We start from the raw sequence: 18,463 nt of genomic DNA on the forward strand, positions 1-18,463 counted from the left end.
TACCACGACCTCAAAACCGACGGAATCATCACCTAACACCACTTGACATCCATAGGACTATCCAGCGGTTCAAGCTCAGCCAGCGGTTCAAGCTCAGCCAGCGGTTCAAGCTCGACCCGCGGTTCAAGCTCAACTAGCGGTTCAAGCTCAACCAGCGGTCTGGAGCGCGTCGCGCAGCAGCGAGATCAGGGCATCCAGCTGCACGGAGTCGGCCGATCCGGGTTCGACGTCCACGCCGTCCAGCGCACGCAGCGCCAGCGACTGCTTGGAGTCGATGAGTTCGGCGATCTTCGCATCGATGGTCTGCGCCGCGATGATGCGCCAGGCCGTCACCGGCTCCTCCTGGCCGATGCGGTGCACGCGGTCGATGGCCTGCGTCTGCTCGGCCGCGGTCCAGCTGAGCTCCGCCAGCACCACGTTCGATGCCGCCTGAAGGTTCAGTCCGACGCCCGCAGCGGTCAGCGAGCACACTGCGACCGACACTCCCGGATCGTTGTTGAACGCGTCGATCTCGCGCTGCCGCGCGAGCGCGGTCTGATCGCCGCGGATGGAGATGCTGCGCAGCTCGCGTGACGCGAACGCCTCCTCCGCCTGATCCATCACGTCGATGTGTTTGGCGAAGAAGACCACCTTGCCCACCGAACGCGCCAACTGTGCCGCGTAGTCCGCGGCGAGCGCGGCCTTCGCCTGGCCGATCTTGCGCACCATGGTGAACACGTTCTCGCCGGTCTTCGCGCCCTTCGACTCCTCGAGCTCGGCGTGCGCGACCATGCGGATCAGGTGCTCGCGACGCTCGTCGGCGTCTCCCGAGACCGACCCGCCCACCCCGGCGGTCTCTGCACGCCGGTAACGCTGCACGAGTCGAGCGGCCAGTTCACGTTCCGCAGCCTTGACGGAACGGCCGAGCTCGTCGTCGAGTTCGACCGGCAGGTCGACAACACGGCGCGATGGCAGATCGGCCGCCACGTCGATCTTCTTGCGGCGCACGATGCCCATGTCGATCACGGATTCACGGGCCGCCGTGTAGAAACCCGGGTCCGCCGGGGTGAGACCGGCCTCGTCGAGCCGCTCCATCAGCTCAGCGGTGGGCTTCGCGCCGTCGATCCAGCCGAGGAACTGCCAGATCGCCCTGAAGTCGTCGATGTCGTTGATGAGAGGGGTGCCGGTGAGGGCCATCATCAGAGGGTCTGCGACGGTGTGGCGGATGGCGTCCGCCAGCCCCAGCACGTAACGCGATCGCTGCGAGTGCAGGTTCTTGATGAAGTGCGCCTCGTCGACGACCATGCCGCGGAAGCCCAACTCCGACAGCCAAGCGAGATGCCGGTCGAGCACCTCGTAGTTCACGATGACGATGTCGGCGAAGGCATCCAGCCCCTCGCCGTCGCCGTGGATGACCGTGGCGCGCCGCTGCGGCGTCCACAGCTCGACCTCACGTGCCCAGTTCATCTTCACCACGTTGGGCACGACCGCCAGCAACGGGTACGCACCGGCGACGGATGCCGCCAGCACGGACTGCGCGGTCTTGCCCAGTCCCGGCTCGTCGGCGAGCAGGAAGCTGCGGTGCCCCTGCCGGACCGATTCGACGAATCGGGCCTGGTGCTTCATCAGCTCCATGCCTGCCGGTGAGTACCTGTCCAACTTCGGCGCGGGCGGCAGTTCCATGCTTGCCGCCTGACCGCCGGATCCGTACTCGAACGATTTGAAGAGCGGGCCGAGCAGTTCCCAGGAATCGAGCCTGCGCCGCGGTGCGGGCGCCGCCTGGTTCGCGAGCGCGAAGTCCGGGGCGAGGAACGGGTTGGAGAGCTGCCTGGCGCGAACGGACTGGGGGATGACCTGCTTCTGCGCGAGCTCAGGCGAGAGCAGCACCTCCTGCTTCGGCTTCGGCGCCTCGGTGGTGATGATCAGGTCGTCCGGCTCCAGTTCCGCGCCCGATTCCAGCAACCAGTCCCTGCGCATCTTCTGCGCAGCGGGACTCGGCGGGGCCGTGGACTCGAGCAACGAGATCAGCGAGGTGTCGCGCGCCGCGGTCTTCGCGAGAATGGTGGCGATGCCGTCGAGGCGTTTCAGCTGCTCGGCGCGTGCCGACTCGCTGAGAGCGGGGTCTGACTTGGCTCGGCCACGTTCCTCGCGCATCAGCAGCGCGATCACCTGGAACTTCGTGCGGTTCGTGGGCCCCAGCTTCTTGCCTGTCGTGGCCTTCGACTCGACCTCGCGCACGCGCCTGGCGAGCACGGGGATGAGCCCGTCGTTGTTCGAATGACGGGAGCCGGAACGGCGTGATGCCTGGGCAGTGCGATCGCCGGTGTTCGGCATGATCCTCCTGTGCGTGAGGGCCCGGTCGAGACGCGGGCCGCTCCTGGTGGGGCTACGGGGCGGCGGCATCCGCCTGCACGGGTCCCTCTCGTGCCATGACACGCGGTGACGACGAGACCGATGCGGGAGGCGAGGGTGAAGCCCGAGTGTCGTCTGCGATGCAGCCGACGAGACTTGAAGCGAATGCCAGAACCCCGACGCTGGCCTATTTTACGGCACGCGGGCCCGTCACGTCACTTCGACGTGCGCGGGTCGGCGCCAGAGGTCACCTGCGCCCGGAGCTTCCGCCTCTGGCTCCGCCTTTGCCGGCCCGCCTGCCGTCGTATCGACCGGAGGGACCCGGCCTGCCCTCGTCGACGGGCACCTTGATCGAGACTCCTGCGGCGATGAAGACGATGGCACCTGCCAGGTGCAGAAGACGCAGCCACAGATCGGGGATCGACAGCGGCCACACCGGGTTGAACAGGATGGCGATGGGGACGAGGCCGGCGAGCCACCAGTAGTTCTTGCCCTGCACCGCGAAGACGCACATGATCAGGGCCAGGATCGCGACCGCGTACAGCACCCAGATGTACCAGCTGCTGTGGATCAGTGCGAGCGCGGCGATCAGGACGATCGCGCCGAGCAGCCCGGGCAACAAGGCGAGGCGGGCACGGGCCGGCGGAGTCTGGGCTGGCGGAGTCTTGGGGCGCGACATCGCCTGAAGCTTACCCGCGCGTGGTGTGCTCAGGCTCGACGCGATGTGAGAGCCCGAACGTGCCGACACCGCAGGGAACGCCGAGGCGGCCCTCGGCGCGTGCGGGCTGAGCCTCGCACTCTCGGGGTGCGCCGAGGGCCGCGTGGGCGCGAGCCAGGTGCGGCGAGGAACGGGGCGGCCGTGGCCACGCCGCTTCCTCTCAGCAGCGACCCTTGCAGAGCAAGAAGCCGAAGCTGTCGGCGGTGTCCACCACCACCGTGACGCGGCTCGCGGTGAGCAGCGCGCCGAACGCCGTGTTGGAGACCGGGAGAGTCTCGAAACGGCGACCTTCGGCATCCGCTGCCAGTCCGGCGACAGCGAAGGAGATGTCGCTGAGTTCGTTGTCGCCCTCGATGACGATGGGCGCGTCCGGATCCAGCGGGGTCACCGCCAGAACGGCCATCGCGACCTGTTCGACCGCTTCCTGGCCGATCCGGATGCCTGCGGGAACATCGTGCTCGGGGCTGACGATCGCGATCCATGCGCCGCTGGGGGCATCGTCGAGCGCGTGCAGCAGCGCACCGGAGACGATCGGTGACAGATTTTTGAGCATGCTGGTGCCTCCTCGCGCCTTCGGGTGGCGCAACGCCTTCGGGTGGCGTTTCGGGTCTGGTGAGGATCCTTCGACAGTTTAGGAAGAGCGTCGGAGACGGTGACAGTCCCCTCTTCGGGGACCGAGCCGTCAGCAGGCCGACGGCCGCGGCGGGGCCGAGCACCGCGTTCGGTGGCACGGCCTACCCTGAGAGCGTGATCGAGGACATCAAGAAGCGGGCGCTGCACCGCACGCGTATTCTGTCGGGCCAGTTGCGCGGACTCGAGAAGATGATCGAGAACGAGGACTACTGCGTCGACATCATCACCCAGTCGCTCGCCATTCAGAAGTCGCTCGGCTCGCTGAACAAGCTGCTCGTGGAGAACCACCTGCGAACCCACGTCGCCGAGCAGTTCGATGCGGGCGGCGATCAGCGTGAGCGCGCTGTCGAGGAACTGCTGCGCGTGTTCGAGCTCTCCAACAACAGAGGATGACCGTGGCCCGCGCCCATGAGGCAACCGCTCGCTCGCTGAACGGCGTGCGCTTCGAAACCGTGCTCGGCGACATCACCGAGCAGCGGGTCGACGCTATCGTGAACGCGGCCAACTCGTCGCTGCTGGGCGGTGGCGGCGTGGACGGCGCCATTCATCGCGCAGGCGGACCGGACATCCTCGCCGCCTGCCGGGCGCTCCGGGAGACGCGGCTTCCCGACGGTCTGCCGACGGGCGATGCCGTCGCCACCACGGCAGGGCGACTGCCGGCGCGGCACGTCATCCACGCGGTGGGGCCGGTGTGGTCCCGACGCGAAGACCGTACGGCCCTGCTTCGAAGCGCGTACTCCAGGTCGCTCGAGGTCGCGGGCGAGGTGGGTGCGGCATCCGTCGCATTCCCGGCGATCTCCGCAGGCGTGTACGGCTGGCCGATGGACGATGCGGCCCGGATCGCGGTCGGCACCAGCATCGACCACGTAGGCGAGGTGCCGAAGCTCGAACTGGTGCGGTTCGTGCTGTTCTCGCCCGACGCTCTCACGGCCTTCGAACGCGAACTCGTTTCTGCCGTCGCGTAGGAGAACGCCCGATCCGCTACCTGCGGTGCCGCACGTGTTCGCGTGGGATGAGGATGGGTCGGCTCGACGGTGGTACACGGTGCAGCGTCTCGAGCGCACCACGCAACTCCCCCACCCACATCTCGTAGCCGCGCTCGTTGAGGTGCAGCGAGTCGTCGGAGTACTGCTGATCGATTCCGTCGTCGTCCGCTGCCAATGCCGGCCACAGGTCGAGATACTGCGCCCGCACGGTGGAGGCGAACTGCCACAGATGTCGGTTCACGTCTTTGATCGTGTCGGCGTACGCCGCCTCGCGCGGCATGACGGACTGCACGAGCAGTTGAGCACTCGGCAGCTCCTTGCGCAGCGACACGAGGATCGTCTCGACGTTGCGCACGATGTGCTCGGCGGAGCGCCGCCACGCGAGGTCGTTCGTGCCGATCAGGAGCACGACGGTGTCGGGTTCGAGGGCGATGACGTCGTCGAGGCGAGCCAGCACGGCATCCGTCGTGTCGCCGCCGATGCCGAGGTTGCGCGAGCGCTCATCGGGGAACCACTCGTCCCAGCGGCCGCCGGCCGTAATGCTGTCGCCGACGAACACGGTCGACACCTCGTCCGACATGTCGCTCCCTTCGCCCCGAGACTCCATCTTCACCCGCGATCCTGAGCGCACGCCACCACTTGGCGAACAGCGGCGGGCGCTGCAGAGGTCGAACGGAGGTCCGTCAGCGCATGCTCTTGGTGTGCCAGACCGTCTTCGTCTCCACGAATGCGGTGATCCGCTCCAGCGAACGCACGTCCGGCTCACCGCCGGCGGGCGGGAGCACCCGCTTCAGCGTCTCCGCTGCCGCGATCTGCAGATCGACCCAGTCCAGTTCGTCGGCACCGGTGAGATCGAGGGCGTTCACGTCGGCGTGCGAGGCCAGCCACGGGGCGATCTCCCCGGTCGATCCGGTGAGCACGTTGACGACTCCGCCTGGCACGTCGCTGGTCGCCAGCACCTCGGCGAGCGAGACCGCGGAAAGCGGATGCCGCTCGTCGGCGACCACGACGACGGCGTTGCCCGTCACGATGGCCGGAGCGACCACGGCGACGAGCCCGAGAAGCGAGAGAGAGCCCTGCGGCGCGATGGCCGCCACGACACCGGTCGGCTCCGGCACGGAGATGTTGAAGTACGGACCGGCGACGGGATTGGCGTTGCCCGCGACCTGCGCGTACTTGTCCGCCCAGCCGGCGTACCAGACCCACGTGTCGATGGCCGCCTCGACCTGCGCCGCGGCATCCTGCTTCGAGACGCCCTCCGACGCCTGCACCTCGTCCACGAACTGCGCGCGTCGGCCCTCCAGCAGCTCCGCCACGCGGTAGAGCACCTGCCCGCGGTTGTACGCGGTCGCCCCCGACCAGCCGGCGAGCGCCTTGCGTGCCGCGACGACGGCGTCTCTGGCATCTTTTCTGGATGCCTTGGCCGCGTTGGCGAGGAAGGAACCGTCGGCGGCGAGCACCTCGTAGCTGCGACCGGACTCGCTGCGCGGGAAGGCACCGCCGATGAACAGCTTGTACGTCTTCGGCACGGCCAGGCGCGTCATCGGGTGGATCCCTTCGTGGCGTTGGCGCGCCCGGTCGGACGCTTCGTCAGAGCGGCAGGGGCCGAGGCCAGATATGCCGCCAGCCCGTGTCGACCGCCCTCGCGCCCGTAGCCGGACTCCTTGTACCCCCCGAACGGCGACGCCGGGTCGAACCGGTTGAACGTGTTCGCCCACACCACACCGGCACGAAGCCGATCCGCGACGGCGAGGATGCGGCTGCCCTTGTCGGTCCAGATGCCCGCCGACAGACCGTACGGCGTGTTGTTCGCCTTCGCGATGGCCTCGTCGGGCGTGCGGAACGTGAGCACCGAAAGCACTGGCCCGAAGATCTCCTCCCTGGCGATGCGGCTCGAGGTGGAGACGTTGTCGAAGATGGTCGGCGCGAACCAGAACCCGCGATCGGGGATGGCGCACTCCGCGCTCCAGCGTTCGGCGCCCTCGGACTCCCCCACCTCGCTGAGCTCACGGATGCGCTGAAGCTGCTCAGCCGAGTTGATCGCACCGATGTCGGTGTTCTTGTCCAGCGGATCTCCGAGCCGGAGCGTGTTCAGGCGCGTCTTCAGTCGGTCGACGACCTCCTCGTGCACGCTCTCCTGCACGAGAAGTCGACTGCCGGCACAGCACACGTGGCCCTGATTGAAGAAGATGCCGTTCACTATGCCCTCGATGGCCTGGTCGATGGGAGCGTCGTCGAACACGATATTGGCGGCCTTGCCGCCGAGCTCCAACGTCACCTTCTTGCCCGTTCCCGCGATCGCCCTGGCGATCTCGCGGCCCACCGCCGTGGATCCCGTGAACGCCACCTTGTCGACGTCGGGGTGGTTCACGAGCATCCTGCCGGTCTCGCCCGCACCGGTCACGATGTTCACCACACCTGCAGGGAGCCCGGCCTGCTGCACGATCTCGGCGAACAGCAGCGCGGTCAGCGGTGTCGTCTCGGCGGGCTTGAGCACCACAGTGTTGCCGGCAGCGAGAGCCGGAGCGATCTTCCAGGCGAGCATGAGCAGCGGGAAGTTCCACGGGATGATCTGGCCGGCGACGCCCAGCGCGCGCGGTGCCGGCCCGAGACCGGCGTGATCGAGTTTGTCGGCCCATCCGGCGTAGTAGAAGAACCAGGCGGCGACGAGCGGAACGTCGACGTCACGGCTCTCTTTGATCGGCTTGCCGTTGTCGAGGCTCTCGGCCACGGCGAGCTCGCGGGCGCGTTCCTGCACGATGCGGGCGATGCGGAACAGGTACTTGCCCCGGTCCGCGCCGCTCATGCGCGACCACACCCTCTCGTACGCGCGGCGCGCGGCGTTCACCGCGAGGTCGACGTCGTGCCCGTCTCCCGAGGCGATCTCGGCGATCGTCTCCTCGGTGGCCGGCGAGATGGTGCGGAAGGCGTCGCCGTGCCCGTCGACGAATTCACCGTCGATGAAGAGGCCGTATGACGGCTTGAGGTCGAGGATCGCACGCGACTCGGGTGCCGGCGCGTAGTCGAGAAAGGTCATGATCTCCAGGTCTCTCGTGTGTGCGTCGACTCAGTCGATGGACACGTAGTCGGCGCCGGAATAGTGCCCGGTGGCGAGCTTCTGGCGCTGCAGCAGCACGTCGTTCAACAGGCTGGACGCGCCGAATCGGAACAGGTGCGGGTCGAGCCAACGCTCGCCCGCGGTCTCGGCGACCGTGACGAGATAGCGCACGGCATCCTTCGACGAACGGATGCCGCCCGCGGGTTTCACTCCGACCGTCTCGCCGGTCAGCCGGTGCCAATCCCGCACCACCTCGAGCATGAGCAGCGTGACCGGAAGCGTGGCGGCCGGCGACACCTTGCCGGTTGAGGTCTTGATGAAGTCCGCTCCGGCGAGGATCGCCAGCCAGGATGCACGGCGCACGTTGTCGTACGTGGCGAGCTCCCCGGTTTCGAGGATCACCTTGAGGTGCGCGCTCGTGCCGTCTGGACGGCGGCAGGCCTCCTTGACTGCGACGATCTCGTCGTACACCTCGCCGTACCGTCCGGAGAGGAAGGCGCCGCGGTCGATGACCATGTCGATCTCGTCGGCGCCCGCCGCGACCGCGTCGGCGGTGTCGGCCAGCTTGACATTCAGCGACGCCCGCCCGCTCGGAAACGCCGTGGCCACCGCGGCGACGCCGATCGTGCCTCCTGACGCCCGGTGCGCGGCCCCCAGTGCCTCGACCGCCACCGGCACGAGGTCGCCGTACACGCACACCGCGGCGACCTGCGGACACGTCGGATCCGCAGGGTCAGGCAGGATCGCCTTGGCCACCAGCGAACGCACCTTGCCCGGGGTGTCGGCGCCCTCGAGAGTGGTGAGGTCGATGAGGGAGACGATCGTGTCGAGCGCCCACCGTTTCGACGAGGTCTTGATCGAGCGGGTTGCGAGCGATGCCGCGCGCTGCTCGAGGCCGACTGCGTCCACTCCCGGCAGGCCGAGCACGAAGCCACGCAGGCTGCGCTCGCTGAGCTCGGAGCCGACGACCGCGCGCGCGAGATCCAACGTCATGATGCCCGTTCCCCCATAGCCGCCTGCTGTCGTGCCATGCCGTTGCTCGTGTCTGCGGGCATCCGCTCGTCCGTCGCCTCGTCGAGCAGCGCCGCGGCGGTCTGGTCATCGGTGATCAGCACCGTGCACAGTCCGTTGGTGACCAGCGCTCTGGCGACCTCGTGCTTGCCTTCCCCGGCCACGACGGCGATGGCGGTGTCGGATGCCTTGATCCGTTCCAGCGACAACCCGACGGTGCGCGAGTCGAGCTCGGCGTCGACTGGCTCGCCGTCTGCCCCGACGAATCGACCGATCACGTCACCGACTGCGCCCTTGCAGACGAGGCCCTGCACCTCGTCGGGCGTGAGGTACCCGCTGTGGACCAGCGCCGAGTCGGGACCTGCGACGCCCGCGCTGAACAGGTAGGCCTCGGCGTGCGCCGCGCGATCGAGAACCCCGGCGATGGCACGGTCGCGCTCGATGCTGTGCTTCGTCGCCGTGTGCTCGAGGATCGCCGGAATGGGCAGCACGTGCGCCGAACCGGCCGCCTTCTGTGCGATCACGAGCGCCGTCGCCGAGGCGGTGTCGCCATACTTCGTGAGGCTCAGTCCGCCGTTGATCTGCACGACGCCGACGCCGTGCGCCCATCCGCGCGGCAAGCAGGCCGCGACATCGTGCATGGTGCGGCCCCAGCTGACGCCGAGCGTCTGCGGTGCCGGGCGCATGGCGGTGAGGTAGTCCGCCGCGGCCTGCGCGACCCGGCGCTGCAGCTCCTCGGGCGAGGAGACCCCCGCGGAGGACGCGACCACGATGTCGCCCAGGCCGTATCGCTTCTTCACGGCCTGTTCGGCGAGCACCCGCCTGGCCCTGGGATGCACGATCTCGATACGCACGATGCCTGCGGCACGAGCCTGGGCGAGCAGCCGGCCGACCTTCCAACGCGTGATGTGCAGAGCGGCGCCGATGTCGTCCTGGGTGCGTCCCTCGTCGTAGTAGAGCTCCGCCGCACGCACGGCGAGCAGTTCGTCTGAGGAATTCATAGCGTCTTCAGGATAGAAAGATCTCCCACTTATGAGCAATGCAGGCGTCCGCCCTTGCTCATCTGCGCACTCAGTGTCAGTGCTCGCGCGCGCTCGACTGACTCCATCGGCTCGGCAGAGCGAGCAAGCTCGCTCTGCTCTCGCCTCAGTCGTCAGTGCTCGCGCTGCACGCTCGACTGACTCCATCGGCTCGGCAGAGCGAGCAAGCTCGCTCTGCTCTCGCCTCAGTCGTCAGTGCAGGGTGCGGCCCATGATGGCGCGCGCGAGCGCGGCGATCGGCTCGGCCGCGGCCCGCGGGTTGGCCAGCAGGCTGAACTCCACCCGGCCGAGTTCCGGCAGTCCGAGACGATTCGTCACCTTGACGAGATCGTTCGGGATGATCGTGCGCGGGAACGGTGCGACGCCGAGGCCCGCGCGCACGGCGGCGAGCACTCCGTTCACCTCCCGCGTGTTGCACGTGATGCGCCACACGCGCCCCGCCGCCTCGAGCGCATCGATCGCCATCTGTCTGCTGATGCTCGGGTCCTGATAGGCGATCAACGGCACGGTGTCGTCGGGGCCGATCTCCGTCTTGTCGAGTCCCATCCAGACCAGGTCGTCGGTGCTCACTCTGTCGCCCTCAGGCGAGCCGGCCATCTGCTTGATGAAGATGAGGTCGAGCTGCCCGGCCTGCAGTCGGCGGTGCAGGGGTGTCGACTGGCTCACCGTGAGCTCGAGGTTGATCTGCGGATACGCCTGCCGGAAGTCGCGCAGAATCCGCGGCAGCTGCGTGATGGCCAGGTCGTCGGCCGCCCCGAACCGCAGTCGCCCCCGCATGGCCGTGCCGCTGAAGTAGCTGTCGGCGGCGGCGTGGGCGGCGAGGATGCTTCGGGCGAACCCTGCCATCGCGTCCCCGTTGTCGGTCAGACGCATCTGACGCGTGTCGCGATCGACGAGCACGCGTCCTGCCGCCTTCTCGAGGCGTGCGACGTGCTGACTGACGGTCGGCTGGCTGAGCCCGAGCCGCTCGGCCGCCCTGGTGAAGCTGTGCGTGTCGGCCACGGCGAGGAACGTGGCCAGGAGGTCCGGATCGAACATGCTCGGGAGCATACATTCACAAACCCAATAGGAGTTATAGGTCTGATTATTTCGCGGAATGAGCCGTCGCTGCTTACCGTTGAAACACACGTTCGATCAGCCACTTATTCGAAAAGCCCTCGTGACAGCCACCTCTGCGACGCACTCAGCCGAAACCCTCCTCACCGCCCCCGTTCCCGTTCTCGCGCGACGTCCCCCGTGGCGTGACACGTTCTCGTCGCTGCGCGTTCCGAACTACCGTCTCTACGCCGGTGGCCAGGTGATCGCCACCACGGCGCTGGGCATGCAGCGGGTGGCACAGGACTGGCTCGTGCTCCAGCTCTCCGGCAGCGTCGCCGCGGTCGGCGTCACCGTCGCCATGCAGTTCACGCCGATGCTGATCTTCGGCCTGCTCGGCGGGGTGATCGCCGATCGGTACTCGAAGCGCGTGCTCCTGATGGTGACGCAGTCGACGGCCGCACTGCTGGCCGGCATCCTGGCGACGCTCATCCTCACCGGCACGGTGCAGGTGTGGCACATCTGGCTCCTGGCGTTCATCGGCGGATTCGTCACCGTCGTCGACAACCCCGCACGTCAGGTGTTCGTGAACGAGATCGTCGGACCGAAACTGCTACGGAACGCGATCAGCCTGAACTCGTCCACTTTCCAGCTCGGCGCCCTGATCGGTCCGGCCGTCGGCGGCATCGCGATCAGCGCTGTCGGAAGCGGCTGGGCGTTCGTGATCAACGGATGCGCGTGCCTGGTCGTCGTCAGCGCGCTCGGCATGATGAACACGAAGACTCTGCTGCACACACCCGTCGCGCCTCGCGGCAAGGGGCAGCTCGCCGAAGGGCTGCACTACGCCGCACGCAAGCCGGCCATCCTGTTCACGATCATCGTGCTCGGCGCGGTCGCGATGTTCGCCTACACGATGCCCGTGCTTCTGGCGGCATACGCGAACGACGTCTACAAGGTGGGGTCCGCCGGGTACGGGTTCTTCAACGCGCTCGTCGCCGTCGGCGCACTCACCGGTGCCGTGCTGTCCACCCGTCGCGTGGGCGTCAGCCTGCGCCTGGTGATCGGCGGTGCCGTGGTGCTGGGGGTGGTGCAGGCATCCGCTGCGCTCTCACCCGACATCGTGGTGTTCTCGCTGCTTCTGGCACTGAGCGGTGCCGCGAGCCTGCTGTTCCTGACGAGTGCGAACTCGCTCGTGCAGATGTCGACGAACCTCGGCATCCGCGGCCGGGTGATGGCGCTCTATATTCTCGTTCAGCTGGGCGGTCAGGCGCTCGGCGGCCCGGTGATGGGTTGGATCGTCGAGCGGTTCGGGCCCGACTGGGGTCTCGCCGTCTCCGGCCTCGTCCCCCTCGCGACGGCCGTCGTGATCGCCTTGTGCGTCATGCGACGATCGCACCTTCGGCTGGCCGTGCGACGCCGCGGACGGATGCCCGCCCTCGCGATAGTCCCCCGCGACTGAGCCCGTCGCACGCAGCGCGAACGGGAGGAGCCCGGCACTCCCCTAACCTGGTTTCATGACCACGCCCCTCGCACTCGCCGTCGACTTCGGCGGCACCAAGGTCGAGTCCGCCCTCGTCACGCCTGACGGTGAGGTGGTGCCCGACTCGCGGCACCGCGCACCTACCGGGCGCGAGGCGACGAGCGAGCAGCTGCAGGCATCCGTTCGCGGGGTGATCGAGAGTGCACTGGATGCCGCCGGCGGCGATGAGCTGGTCGGCATCGGCATCGGATGCGCCGGGCCTATCGACCGTGCCCGTGGGCTGGTCTCGCCGCTGAACGTGCCGAATTGGCGGGACTACGACCTGCGTTCGTTCGTGGAGTCCGTGCTCGCCGACCGCGACCTCGAACTGCCCGTGACGCTCGAGATGGACGGCGTCGCCATCACCATGGCCGAGCACTGGGTCGGCGCGGCGCAGGGCGTGGACAATGTGATGGGCATGGTCGTCTCCACCGGCATCGGCGGCGGGCTCATCGTCGGTGGCCGGGTGATCACAGGGCCGACCGGGAACGCCGGGCACATCGGCCACGTGGAGGTCGCCGGGTACGAGGGCGAGGACACGTTCGGCAAGGCGACGTCTCTCGAGGCGATCGCGAGCGGCCCGCACACGGTCGCTTGGGCCCGTCGTCAGGGGTTCCCCGGCACGAACGGTGAAGCTCTGGCCGCGGCATACGCGGCAGGCGACCCCGTCGCCCGGGCTGCGATCGAACGCACCGGTCGCGCCGTCGGGCAGGCGATCGCAAGCGCCACGGCGCTCCTCGACCTCGAGCTCGTCGCGATCGGCGGCGGGTTCTCGCAGGCGACACCGGACCTGTTCGACGTGATCAACGCGACGATCGCCGAGCACTACTTCGGCTTCGTTCGCAAGGTGCGGGTCGTGCCGTCGGGCCTGTCGGGCGAGGGCCCGCTGATCGGGGCAGGTGCGCTCGTGCACCGGGCGGAACTGCTGCCGCCGGTGGGGCACCTCGTCGACAGGACGTGAAGCGCTCACCCGCCGGGAAACTTGCCGGATCGGCCTGCTCTCGGCCGATCGTCCTGTTCGCGGGACGGCAGGCGCCAGGGCGGTAACAGGGCGGCGGGTAACGCGGCGGAGGGTGAAAGGGCGGCCGGCAGCGGGGTCGGATGCTCAACCGGCGGCAGCGGGCGGCCGGCCAACCGGATGCAGCGGGGCGGTCAGCCGGCGGTGCGAGGGTTCCTGGCGGCGATGTGGTCTTCCAGCATTCCCGGACGTGCCACCACTGTTCCTGCGAACACGACGGAAACGGCCGTCGCCAGCAGGAAGATGAGCGGCCAGAGCCAACCCCCGGAAACGTCGTGCAGCGCGCCGACGACGATCGGTCCCAGTGCGCCCAGCACGTACCCGAGGCCCTGGACGAATCCGCTCAGCGCCACGGCACCCTCGTGCGTGCGAGTACGCAGGTTGATGAGCACGAGGCACAACGGGAACAGCAGCGGCCCGAGCCCCGCTAGCACGACCCAGAGCCAGGGCGCGAGCCCCGGCCAGAAGATGAGCCCGAGATAGCCGGCGATGAAGAACGCCGCGCCGAGGTAGACCAGCAGGCCTACGTTGCGCATCCGGCTGGCGAGCGCGGGAATCAGCAGGCTCGCGGGTATGCCTATTCCGGCATAGAGCGACAGCAGCGCGCCGGATTGGGCGGCGTTCGCGCCGGCTGTGTCGTGAAGCAGCTCGGGCAGCCAGGCGAAGAGCGCGTACGCGTTGAGCGACGACGCCGCGAACGTCACCGCCATCGCCCATGCCAGTGGCGCGTGCCACACGCGTCCCATGGCCGTCTTTCCCGGCTCCTCGACCTCCGCGTCCATGCGACGGGCATCCGGCCGGCGAATGAGAACGGCGAGCCAGGGAAGCGCGCCGACCACGCCGAGCACCGCCCACATGCCCACCGAGTAGCGCCAGCCGGCCGAGTCCGCCACCGGAACGGCCAGCAGCGGCGGCACCAGCGTGCTGACCGCGAGAACCGTGGCGTACAGGGATGTCATGAGGCCGACGCGGTCGGGGAAGTAACGCTTGACGAGCGGCGGGAGCAGCACGTTGCCCACCGCCATGCCGGCGAAGGTGAGCACACTGCCTGCCACGAGCATCCAGAACGAGACCGACGACCCGCGAAGCACATCGCCCACCACGATGGCCGCCAGCGAGATCAGCAGAACCACCTCGAGGCTGGCCCTGCGAGTGAAGAGCGGCGCGACGATTCCGAACACGGCGAAGCAGATCGGCGGCAGCGCGCCGAGCAGACCGATGCCGGCCGCACCGAACGGAACGTCATGCGTGATCTCGTCGAAGATCGGCGAGAGCGCTGTGACGGCCGCGCGCAGATTGGCGGCCACGAGCAGAATGCCGACGAAGGCGAGCGTTCGTCCTGCCCAGAGCGGACGCGTCCCGAGCCGATCGGCAGGGGTGTTCGGGTGGGTCACACCCCAGTCTTTCATGTGCGCGCGCTGGAACTTGGCGCGAAGGCCCGATGGGCGTTCGCCACGACGCTCCCTATCGCACGGCCGTCGGATCCGCTTCGCGGTTCGGACGGTACCTGCGATGGGGGCCCAGCGCCGAGCGAGCTACGCTCGCCCGGTCATGCGATTCGGCCCTGCGGGAGGGCGACAGCACAGAACCGTAAGCGTCCCGCGCAGGATGAGACCACCCGCCGCGTGCGGCACGAGAACGGTCTGCCCCCGCGAGAGCACGAAGGCTCCGTCGTTCCACTCGAGCGCGCCTTCACCCTCGAGCACGACCAGAACGCAGAATCCGGCGTCGAAGGCGAACGACCCGTTGATGCTCACCCGCTGCGCCCTGAAGACGGCATCCGCCTCCTCCGGGAACAGGTCGGTGAATTCGGTCTCGCCAAGAAGTCGCGTGATCCGCGACGACCGGAGTTCTCTGAGCCGATCGGTCGAGACGGTCGAGCGGTTCAGATTCGACAGCGCCGCGGCCACGTCGAGGCCGAGTAGTGCGGAGCCACGATCGAGGCCCGGGTATCCCTCGTACTCCACGAGGATGGAGAGGTCGACCGGCTGCTGCAGTTCGACCAGGGTGATGCCAGGTCCGATCGAGTGCGGCATTCCCGCCGGCACGTGCAGCGTGTCGCCCGGCCTCAGTTCGACGCGGTTCATCGCCGCCAGCATCGCCGGCACGTCCTGCCGCTGGAACCAGCCCAGCAGTTCGTCCTGGCCCACATCGCGATCGAAGCCGAGGTACGCGTACCCGACTCCACCCTCCGCGGTGACGATAATCCACGCTTCGGTTTTGCCGCTGGCGTGGGCAAGGCTCGCCCGGGCGAACGAGTCGGACGGGTGGTAATGCACGAAGAGCCGCTCACGCGTATCGAGCAGCTTGACGAGCAGCATCGGGTCGGCCCCGAACGCACGCTCGTGCGCCTCGCCGAAGTAGTCGAGCGGATGCGCTGCGAAGTCGTCGCGCAGGCTCGTGCCGTCCGGAAGCACGGTGAGTCCGACACCGCCGCCCGAGAAGACCTCGGTCGCGGAGGCGACGAAGTCTTCGGGCATCCGTTCCGCCGCCGCATCATGGCTTTCCGGCAGCCCGCGGAAACGAACGATGCCCTCCCCTCCCCGGTACGGCCGCGCCGGTGGCCGATTCGGGCCGAGCACGATCGGCGTCGTTCTCGCCGGATATCCGGAACCCGCAACCTCGCTCGTCATCTCGCCCCGCTCCTCCTCGCGTCGTGGCCGACCTTCCCATCCTCCCGCGTATGCCGTTGGCCCGAATCTTCGTACTGTCCGGGGCGGAACGAAAGAAGGGGCAGCAGTCGTTGCGCACGCGGCGGCCACCCGGACCTGAAGACGTCCACCAAGCCACCGAAGCGGCGTGCCAAGATGTTGCGCGAACGAAGGGCAGGGCATGCGACCGGACTTCGGAGAGCAGATCGCGAGCACGCTGGTGCAGCTGGCGGGCATCCTCGAGGGGCTCGAACCCGACGAGTGGGGCTCGCAGAGCCTCTGCGATCGGTGGACCGTGCGCGACGTCGCCGGACACATCGCGTGGCGGGTCGGCAGCTCCTACTCCGAGATGCTGCGCACGGCGCTGCCCGTGCTGACGCTTTCGGGCATGCGCCTCGGCTCGCTCACCGAGGCCGTCAGCAGACAGGAGGCGGAGGCGACCAGCCCCGACGAACTGGTGCGTCGCCTGCGCCGCACCGCAGCGCTTCGACTCGCCGGCCTCGGCCGCACCGGCACGACGGACCTCGTCGAGACCGTGGTGCACACGTACGACATAGTGCAACCGCTCGGAGTGCCGATCGAGGTGGAGCCGGACGCCACTCGCCGCGTCGCGCTGCGCGGGCTCATGCTGGCCTCCCCCGATCGCCGCGAGGTGGTGGCGAAGCGAACGTTGTACGCAGCAGATGCAGGCTGGGCGATCGGGCCCGGCAGGGCCGCCGGCGGCCGAATCATCGAGGGCAGCGCGCAAGGCATCGTGCTGTACCTGTACGGGCGGCGGCCGCTGAAGGCATCCACTGTCTCGGCGTAGCTGGTTTCGACGGGCTCAACCAGCGGGAACGGCTCAGCCGGCGGGAGGGGCTCAACCCGCGGGAACGGCTCAGCCGGCGGGAAAGACCCAACCAGCGGAACGGTCAACCAGCGGGAACGGCTCAGCCGGCGGTGTCAGCGAGGATCTTCGACGCCTCGTCGACGTCGGCCGTCATCTGTGCGATGAGCGGATCGATGCCCTCGAACGCCACCATGCCGCGGATGCGCTGGGCGAACTCCACGTCGACCACGTGGCCGTACAGGTCGATCTCCTCGCCGATGACGTACGCCTCGACCTGACGCTGTGGCACGCCCTCGAACGTCGGGTTGTTCCCCACGGAGATGGCGGCGGGATGCCGCACTCCACCGTCTATCAGCCATCCGGCGTAGACACCGTCGGCCGGGATCAGCCCCTCGCACTGCGGTGAGAGGTTCGCGGTCGGGAACCCCAACTGCCTGCCGCGCTGCGCCCCGTGCACGACGAGACCGCGAACCGTCGGCGGATGCCCGAGCAGAACGCCCGCGTACGCCACATCGCCCACCGTCAGCAGCGATCGCACCCAGGTCGACGAGACCCGGTCGTGACCGTCGGGACGCACGTCGTCGATGAGCTGCACGTCGAAGCCGTCGCGTTCCCCTAGCCGGCGCAGCAGAGCCACGTCGCCTGCACCATTGGCGCCGTACCTGAAGTCGCTGCCGACCAGCAGCGTCTTCGCGTGCAGCTTCGACACCAGGTGGCGCTCGACGAACTCCTCGGCGGGAACATGCGAGAGCGCCAGGTCGAACGTGAGCACCAGCACGGCGTCGATTCCGGTGTGCTCCAGCAGCTGGAGCTTCTGTTCCAGGCTGACCAGATCGTCGGGGCAGCGTTGCGGTGCGATGACCGACATCGGATTGCGATCGAAGGTGACCACCACCGACGACAGTCGCTCGCGACGGGCGACCGACAGCAGCCGACCGATCACGGCACGGTGCCCGAGGTGCACGCCGTCGAACTTGCCCACCGTGACGGCACTCGGGCCGAAATCGGCGGGGATGTCGTCGATCGAACGGAAGACCCGCATGGCTGCGCCGTCGTCGCTCACACGATGGCTCATGCTCGCCCGGTGACGGCCGCGCCGCGGTCGGGACCATCGGTGACCGGAACAGGCTTGTGCCGTGCAAGCCAGAGCATCCCGAGCATCGGAAGCACGAGCGGTATGAACAGGTACCCCGCGCCGTACACCGACCACACGGTGGAGTCCTGGCCGAACGGGTCGATGGCGCCCATGCCGATGGCGTCGGGCGCGAACGTGCTGAGCGTTCCGATCACCAGTACGCCTGCGAGCTCGATGGAGATCGTGATCCAGGCGACGCGGTACCAGAGCCGTCCCGGCGCGATCAGGGCGACGGTGGCGACGATGTAGACGAGCGCCGAGAACGCCGACAGCGTGAACGCGACGGGTGCCACCGAGAAGTGGTCGACGATCTGGTACGCGCTGCGTCCCGTGGCGGCCAGCGCCAGGATGCCGTAGACGGCCACCAGCACTCGGCCGGCACCGGTCATTCGGCGGGTGGTGCGGACGGGAACGCGGGCAGCAGGGCGCGCGGAGGGCTTCTCGGACATGTCACTCCATTATCGCGTTGCGACTGAGGGGTCGGCGTCGCGGGTTTCCA

18 protein-coding genes are annotated in these 18,463 nt (G+C 68.4%); 5 read left to right on the plus strand and 13 right to left on the minus strand.

Going from position 1 to position 18,463, the window contains the following annotated elements; translation table 11 throughout:
- Window positions 1-147: 147 nt before the first annotated feature.
- The 3 genes from ACYVDK_RS14080 to ACYVDK_RS14090 form a co-directional block, all read right to left on the minus strand.
- Window positions 148-2,313 carry a DEAD/DEAH box helicase gene (locus ACYVDK_RS14080; RefSeq protein ID WP_460522799.1) on the minus strand — a complete coding sequence of 722 codons (2,166 nt, stop codon included), beginning with the start codon at window positions 2,311-2,313 and terminating at the stop codon, window positions 148-150.
- A 265-nt stretch (window positions 2,314-2,578) separates the two neighbouring features.
- Window positions 2,579-3,010 (minus strand): DUF6804 family protein, encoded by a 432-nt coding sequence (locus ACYVDK_RS14085; RefSeq protein ID WP_460522801.1) that lies wholly within the window; start codon window positions 3,008-3,010, stop codon window positions 2,579-2,581.
- Window positions 3,011-3,209: 199 nt separating this feature from the next.
- The gene (locus tag ACYVDK_RS14090; RefSeq protein ID WP_460522803.1) at window positions 3,210-3,602 is read right to left on the minus strand and encodes a hypothetical protein; all 393 of its coding nucleotides are present in this window, start codon (window positions 3,600-3,602) and stop codon (window positions 3,210-3,212) included.
- Between the two features lie 194 nt (window positions 3,603-3,796).
- On the opposite strand from ACYVDK_RS14090, the gene ACYVDK_RS14095 reads away from it, so the two are divergent.
- Both ACYVDK_RS14095 and ACYVDK_RS14100 read left to right on the plus strand, forming a co-directional pair.
- Window positions 3,797-4,075: a metal-sensitive transcriptional regulator gene (locus ACYVDK_RS14095; RefSeq protein WP_460522805.1), complete on the plus strand. Its 279-nt coding sequence runs from the start codon at window positions 3,797-3,799 to the stop codon at window positions 4,073-4,075.
- Window positions 4,072-4,647 carry a macro domain-containing protein gene (locus tag ACYVDK_RS14100; RefSeq protein WP_460522807.1) on the plus strand — a complete coding sequence of 192 codons (576 nt, stop codon included), beginning with the start codon at window positions 4,072-4,074 and terminating at the stop codon, window positions 4,645-4,647. Before ACYVDK_RS14095 ends, ACYVDK_RS14100 begins: the two co-directional genes overlap by 4 nt.
- Window positions 4,648-4,663: 16 nt before the next feature.
- On the opposite strand, the gene ACYVDK_RS14105 is transcribed toward ACYVDK_RS14100, so the two are convergent.
- The 6 genes from ACYVDK_RS14105 to ACYVDK_RS14130 form a co-directional block, all read right to left on the minus strand.
- Window positions 4,664-5,248, minus strand: coding sequence for a GDSL-type esterase/lipase family protein (locus ACYVDK_RS14105; RefSeq protein ID WP_460522809.1), 585 nt, complete (start codon window positions 5,246-5,248; stop codon window positions 4,664-4,666).
- Between the two features lie 103 nt (window positions 5,249-5,351).
- A complete protein-coding gene (locus ACYVDK_RS14110; RefSeq protein ID WP_460522811.1) occupies window positions 5,352-6,212 on the minus strand; it encodes an aldehyde dehydrogenase family protein in 861 nt (286 codons plus the stop codon).
- Window positions 6,209-7,705, minus strand: a complete 1,497-nt coding sequence (locus ACYVDK_RS14115) for an aldehyde dehydrogenase family protein (RefSeq protein ID WP_460522813.1) — start codon at window positions 7,703-7,705, stop codon at window positions 6,209-6,211. The genes ACYVDK_RS14110 and ACYVDK_RS14115 overlap by 4 nt, the downstream gene beginning before the upstream one ends.
- A 30-nt stretch (window positions 7,706-7,735) precedes the next feature.
- Window positions 7,736-8,719, minus strand: coding sequence for a 2-deoxyribose-5-phosphate aldolase (deoC, locus tag ACYVDK_RS14120; protein ID WP_460522815.1), 984 nt, complete (start codon window positions 8,717-8,719; stop codon window positions 7,736-7,738).
- Window positions 8,716-9,738, minus strand: coding sequence for a sugar-binding transcriptional regulator (locus tag ACYVDK_RS14125; protein ID WP_460522817.1), 1,023 nt, complete (start codon window positions 9,736-9,738; stop codon window positions 8,716-8,718). The genes deoC and ACYVDK_RS14125 overlap by 4 nt, the downstream gene beginning before the upstream one ends.
- 231 nt (window positions 9,739-9,969) lie before the next feature.
- Window positions 9,970-10,815 carry a LysR family transcriptional regulator gene (locus tag ACYVDK_RS14130; protein ID WP_460522819.1) on the minus strand — a complete coding sequence of 282 codons (846 nt, stop codon included), beginning with the start codon at window positions 10,813-10,815 and terminating at the stop codon, window positions 9,970-9,972.
- 121 nt (window positions 10,816-10,936) lie between these two features.
- Here ACYVDK_RS14130 and ACYVDK_RS14135 point away from each other — a divergent pair, with 121 nt between their 5' ends.
- Window positions 10,937-12,271, plus strand: a complete 1,335-nt coding sequence (locus ACYVDK_RS14135; RefSeq protein ID WP_460522821.1) for an MFS transporter — start codon at window positions 10,937-10,939, stop codon at window positions 12,269-12,271.
- 55 nt (window positions 12,272-12,326) lie between these two features.
- Window positions 12,327-13,292 carry an ROK family protein gene (locus tag ACYVDK_RS14140; protein WP_460522823.1) on the plus strand — a complete coding sequence of 322 codons (966 nt, stop codon included), beginning with the start codon at window positions 12,327-12,329 and terminating at the stop codon, window positions 13,290-13,292.
- Between the two features lie 191 nt (window positions 13,293-13,483).
- On the opposite strand, the gene ACYVDK_RS14145 is transcribed toward ACYVDK_RS14140, so the two are convergent.
- Together ACYVDK_RS14145 and ACYVDK_RS14150 are read right to left on the minus strand one after the other, a co-directional pair.
- Window positions 13,484-14,758: a CynX/NimT family MFS transporter gene (locus ACYVDK_RS14145; protein WP_460522825.1), complete on the minus strand. Its 1,275-nt coding sequence runs from the start codon at window positions 14,756-14,758 to the stop codon at window positions 13,484-13,486.
- 126 nt (window positions 14,759-14,884) lie between these two features.
- On the minus strand, window positions 14,885-15,982 hold the full coding sequence (locus tag ACYVDK_RS14150; RefSeq protein WP_460522827.1) for a class I mannose-6-phosphate isomerase: 1,098 nt from the start codon (window positions 15,980-15,982) through the stop codon (window positions 14,885-14,887).
- 199 nt (window positions 15,983-16,181) lie between these two features.
- On the opposite strand from ACYVDK_RS14150, the gene ACYVDK_RS14155 reads away from it, so the two are divergent.
- On the plus strand, window positions 16,182-16,808 hold the full coding sequence (locus tag ACYVDK_RS14155; RefSeq protein WP_460522829.1) for a maleylpyruvate isomerase family mycothiol-dependent enzyme: 627 nt from the start codon (window positions 16,182-16,184) through the stop codon (window positions 16,806-16,808).
- Window positions 16,809-16,929: 121 nt separating this feature from the next.
- Here the strand turns inward: ACYVDK_RS14155 and ACYVDK_RS14160 are convergent, their stop codons facing one another.
- Both ACYVDK_RS14160 and ACYVDK_RS14165 read right to left on the minus strand, forming a co-directional pair.
- Window positions 16,930-17,871: a bifunctional riboflavin kinase/FAD synthetase gene (locus ACYVDK_RS14160; protein WP_460522903.1), complete on the minus strand. Its 942-nt coding sequence runs from the start codon at window positions 17,869-17,871 to the stop codon at window positions 16,930-16,932.
- 29 nt (window positions 17,872-17,900) lie between these two features.
- The gene (locus ACYVDK_RS14165) at window positions 17,901-18,413 is read right to left on the minus strand and encodes a hypothetical protein (protein WP_460522831.1); all 513 of its coding nucleotides are present in this window, start codon (window positions 18,411-18,413) and stop codon (window positions 17,901-17,903) included.
- Window positions 18,414-18,463: the final 50 nt, after the last annotated feature.

Source organism: Humibacter antri, assembly GCF_054777235.1.